General features: G+C 36.2%; 4 protein-coding genes. All 4 read left to right on the top strand.

Features of this window, described 5'->3' with window-relative positions; all coding sequences use genetic code 11:
* The first annotated feature begins 276 nt into the window (after positions 1 to 276).
* The 4 genes from OZD61_RS01895 (at position 277) to OZD61_RS01880 (ending at position 4,345) form a co-directional block, all read left to right on the top strand.
* The gene (locus OZD61_RS01895) at positions 277 to 2,748 is read left to right on the top strand and encodes a valine--tRNA ligase (RefSeq protein WP_274979648.1); all 2,472 of its coding nucleotides are present in this window, start codon (positions 277 to 279) and stop codon (positions 2,746 to 2,748) included.
* A 67-nt stretch (positions 2,749 to 2,815) separates the two neighbouring features.
* Positions 2,816 to 3,160 (top strand): hypothetical protein, encoded by a 345-nt coding sequence (locus tag OZD61_RS01890; protein ID WP_274979647.1) that lies wholly within the window; start codon positions 2,816 to 2,818, stop codon positions 3,158 to 3,160.
* A 15-nt stretch (positions 3,161 to 3,175) separates the two neighbouring features.
* Complete coding sequence (locus OZD61_RS01885; RefSeq protein ID WP_274979646.1) at positions 3,176 to 3,742, top strand: hypothetical protein; 567 nt, start codon at positions 3,176 to 3,178, stop codon at positions 3,740 to 3,742.
* Between the two features lie 141 nt (positions 3,743 to 3,883).
* Positions 3,884 to 4,345 (top strand): hypothetical protein, encoded by a 462-nt coding sequence (locus tag OZD61_RS01880; RefSeq protein WP_274979645.1) that lies wholly within the window; start codon positions 3,884 to 3,886, stop codon positions 4,343 to 4,345.
* Positions 4,346 to 4,629 lie beyond the last annotated feature (284 nt).

The raw sequence follows: 4,629 nt of genomic DNA, 5'->3' as shown, positions 1-4,629 counted from the left end.
ATAGATATACCTCTTTCTTAACTATGCTTATTTTACCTCATATTTTCGAGATCCTTAACAGGTTCTAAGGTCAAGTAATATTTTTATCATAGCATAGAAAATTTATGTTCGTAAACAAAAAATTTTGGCGTAAAATTGCCGTATTTACTTAATTGTGCTATAGCTAAAGTAATTTAGGTTTACCGACCATCGTCATTCCGCTGCTTGTTAGAGGGATCTAGAGATACCGCGGCGGTATAACGTTGCTAGCTTAAGGTTTAAAATTGAGAAATATTTATGTTAAAAGAAAAATACGGCTTTAAAGAAGTTGAAGACAAATACAACATATTATGGGAAGGTAGTAAAGTTTATAAATGGAATGGTGAAAAGGATAACACTTTCACTATAGACACGCCTCCACCGACAATATCGGGAAAACTCCATATTGGCCATATATTTAGCTATTGCCACACGGACTTTATTGCAAGGTTTCAGCGCATGCTGGGAAAAGATGTGTTTTACCCAATTGGGTTTGATGATAATGGGCTTCCCACTGAAAGATTGGTTGAGCAAACCTATAAAACCCGCGCAAAAGAAGTTGGCAGGGAAAAATTTATAGAGATGTGCCATGAGGTTATTGAAAAATCAAAGCAAGAATTCAAGGAACTATTTAAATCGGTCGGCATTAGTTATGACTGGGATTTGGAATATCACACGATCAGCAAGGAAACTGTGACGCTTTCACAGATGTCGTTTATTGATCTATATAACAAGGGATATGCATATAGAAAAATGCAGCCTATCCTTTGGGACCCGGTTGATAAAACAGCAATTGCGCAAGCAGAAATAGAAGATAAAGTTTTTGAGTCATCCTTAAACACGATAGTTTTCTCTACTCAAGAAAATGAGCAGATCAATATTGCAACTACGCGACCTGAACTACTTCCAGCATGCGTTGCAGTTTTTTGTCATCCAGAGGATACGCGCTACACTCATCTGATCGGGAAAACAGCGGTAGTGCCAATAACAGAGGAGAAAGTTCCAATAATAGCAGATGATAAGGTTAAAATAGATAAAGGCACCGGGCTTGTTATGTGTTGTACATTCGGTGATGAACTCGACATGTATTGGCAGCAAAAGCATAACCTGCCGATGAAAATTATCATCGATCAGGATGGGAGGATGAATCTAGATGATGTCATTCCACCACACCCCGGCGTCATGAAAGTAGCTGACACTGGAATCTACGATGAAATAAATGGATTGAAAGTTACAGCAGCAAGAAAGAGGATGATTGAAATCTCGAGTGGAAAAGGACTTTTGATAGAAAGCACTAACATTTCTCATTCTGTTAAGTGCGCAGAAAGATCTGGTGCACCACTTGAGATATTACCTACTTATCAATGGTTTATCAAGATTTTAGAGCAAAAAGCTCAAGTATTAGATAAAGTAAAAGAATGCAATTGGCACCCAAGCAATATGCGTAAACGTATGGAAGTGTGGATAGAAGGGCTAAATTGGGACTGGTGCATCTCAAGGCAGCGCTATTTTGGTGTGCCATTTCCAGCGTGGTATTCTAAACGTAAGGGAGAAGAAGGTAAAATTATTCTAGCTGAAATAAAGGCCCTACCTATTGATCCACTCAAAGATTTGCCAAAAGGGTATAGCAAAGAAGAGATTATCCCAGATCAAGATGTAATGGATACTTGGGCCACAAGTTCAATTACTCCTCAACTGAGTGCACTGGCAGTAAACAGTGAGTTTAGCTTACCAAATCATCGCTATGATACGATATTTCCTGCAGATCTGCGCAGCCAGAGCCATGAGATAATCAGAACTTGGGCTTTTTATACTATTTTAAAGGCACATTATCATGCAAATTCTTTACCTTGGAAAAACATTATGATCAGCGGTTGGTGTTTAACCGATGATAAGAAAAAGATGAGTAAATCAAAGGGTAACATCATCACTCCTCATGTAATACTTGAAACTTATGGAGCTGATGTAGTGCGCTATTGGGCAGCGAACTCAAGGCTTGGAGTTGATACAGTCTACTCTGAAAATATATTCAAAATTGGCAAGCGCCTCGTTACAAAACTTTGGAACGCTAGCAAGTTTGTTTCCATGTTCATGGAAAAGCATCAAACAGTAAGCATAAATTCCATCAGTGAGACGATGGATAAATGGATACTGTCTAAGCTGTACAAAGTAATAGGTAGAGCAACGAATAACCTATTACAGTTTGAATACTGTGAAGCTTTGAGTGCAGTAGAAGAATTTTTTTGGAAGGATTTTTGTGATAACTACTTGGAATTAGTAAAAAAACGCGCGTACGGAAGCAGTGAAGCAACCTTCAGTGTAAAACAAAGTTTGGCATATGTACTGAATATTATTTTGCGGTTATTTGCACCTTTCTTGCCTTACATTACAGAAGAGATATACCACCAGTTGTATAGTTATAATTCTGTACACAATCAAAGTAATTGGCCGAGCAAAGAAGAACTTATCTACGATAAATATTCAGAGGAAATGGGAGATAATGTTATTCAGATATTAAATATTATCAGAAAGATGAAGGCAGATAATAATGTATCAGTTAAGCATCTGATAAAAAAGTTGATGATAAAAGCGAGCGTACAAGAGGATAAGTTGGATCAATCCGCACAGGATGATTTGCAGGCAGTGTGCAATGCGGAAACGATAGAGTGGATGCAGTCTGAGCTTGAAACTGAAGACGGGAAATACATAGTGAATATAGACTTATACTGATTTTTATAGCTTCACTTCCTTTGATATCTATGCTATCATAGTCATTATTGATTGTGAGAGAATAATAATGGGGGATTTATATAATAAAGCCAATGCACCATATCTTATAGCTGGTGCTCTTGCTACTTTGGTATTGCTTGCGTCTGGGACACTTGCTGTTGCCCCTTATGTTAAGTTCTTGTCTTCAGTTGCAGCCTTTAATGTAGCTCTTCCTGTTGCTTTGAGTTTGTCTATACTTTCTATTTTGGTGCTTGCACTTTCATGTAAAATAATTAGTAATAATAAGAAAATAGAGGTTGAGAAAAATAAATTTGCTGAAAAAGAGCAAGAGTTAGAAAGCGTAAAACAACAATCAGAGAGTAGGGTACAAGAGTTAGAAAGTAAAATAGCTCTGGGAGAAAAAGCTAAATAAGCTGTAAATAAAGAAGTGAAGGAATTAAAAGATCAATTAACTCGAGAAAAGCAAGATTTGGAAAGCGAAATTGCAGGGTTAAATAAGGAAATAGAGCAGTTAAAGACACAACAAGATGATGCACAGCAAAAATTAGATGATGCTACAAAAGAGTTAAATAATAAAGGTAATCAAATCCGAGAATTAGAGGGTAAGATAGGTGCCCTTAATAATAAGAACAAAGATTTACACGATGAAAATACAGAATTGAGTGCAAAAGTAAAAGGTCAGTTAAAACATAAGGAGGAGATGCTTTCTCTTGAACACCAAGAGTTACGTGATGAAAGTACAAGATTGAATGAAAGAGTAGATTCTTTAATGGGGGAATTGTGTCAATGCAAATTAGAAAGTGAAAAGAATAAGTTATGTTTAAAGTCAGAATATGAAGATGAGTTACGCTTAAGATTGGAATATGAAGATGAATTAAACTTGGAATTAGAACATAAAAGTAGGGAAGCTTCTTCTCTGCGTACTCAATTAACTATGTTAAGAAAAAAAGTAGAAGTAGAAGAAGTAAAACAATTAAAAACTTTAGAATCGTAAGAACAACATGAGAGCTCAGAAAGCGACATAGAAGAATTAGAGAAGAAGTTATGCCAATCGGAAAAGGAAAAGAAAGAATTAGAAGGTAAAGTTAGTGATGAACGTCAAAAGCGCACTGATCTTGAAAGTAAAGTTGATAAATTGTGTACAAAGGAGAAAGAGTACTTATCTAAAATTGAGGAGCTGAAAAAGGAGTTATTATCTTTACAAAAAGAAGAGAAAGAATCTGATAACACATTAACAACAGTGAAGGATGATCACGATAATAAGGTGAAAGAATTAAACAGTTCACTTTTGGAGCAATCCTCTCAAATAGAACAACTTCAAGAAGATTTGTCGAAAAAGAAACAAGAAGAAGTGCTTTTTTTGCAACAGGCGATAGAGTATATAACAGATGAGGTAGAAAAATTAGTAAGGGAAAATGAAGTGATCAGAGATGATGATAAAAAAGTAATATTACAAGTGATTCAAGCAATAAAGTCCGTGTTAGTAGAAGAAGTTGCACAATATTTGCCAGGCGAAACGTCTGTTCCTTCATTTGTGGAAGATCCTGGATATACCAGTGGATGTTCTACCCCGACCAACAGCTGCCACACATTTTGAGTACAGTTGTACACTGGATACATAAGACCTTAGCCATTTTTAGCTAGCAGACTGAAAATGGGAAGTTTGTTGTAGGTGCAGCACTATAATTCCTCCACAGATAAGAGAATTTTAATAAATATATACAAGACTACTGAACGTGGGGGGAGGGGAGTAATGAGCAATTTGCTTAGTGAGGCTAATGCATTTTATTTTGTAGCTAGTTCCTTAGCTACTCTTAGAACCTGTTAAGGATCTCGAAAATATGAGGTAGAATAAGCATAGTTAAGAAAGAGGTATATCTA

The sequence above is a fragment of the Wolbachia endosymbiont of Drosophila bocki genome (assembly GCF_028982005.1).
Classification (GTDB): Bacteria; Pseudomonadota; Alphaproteobacteria; order Rickettsiales; family Anaplasmataceae; genus Wolbachia; species Wolbachia pipientis.
The sequence above is the reverse complement of the archived record's forward strand: the minus strand, read 5'-3'. Positions and strand labels throughout refer to the sequence as shown.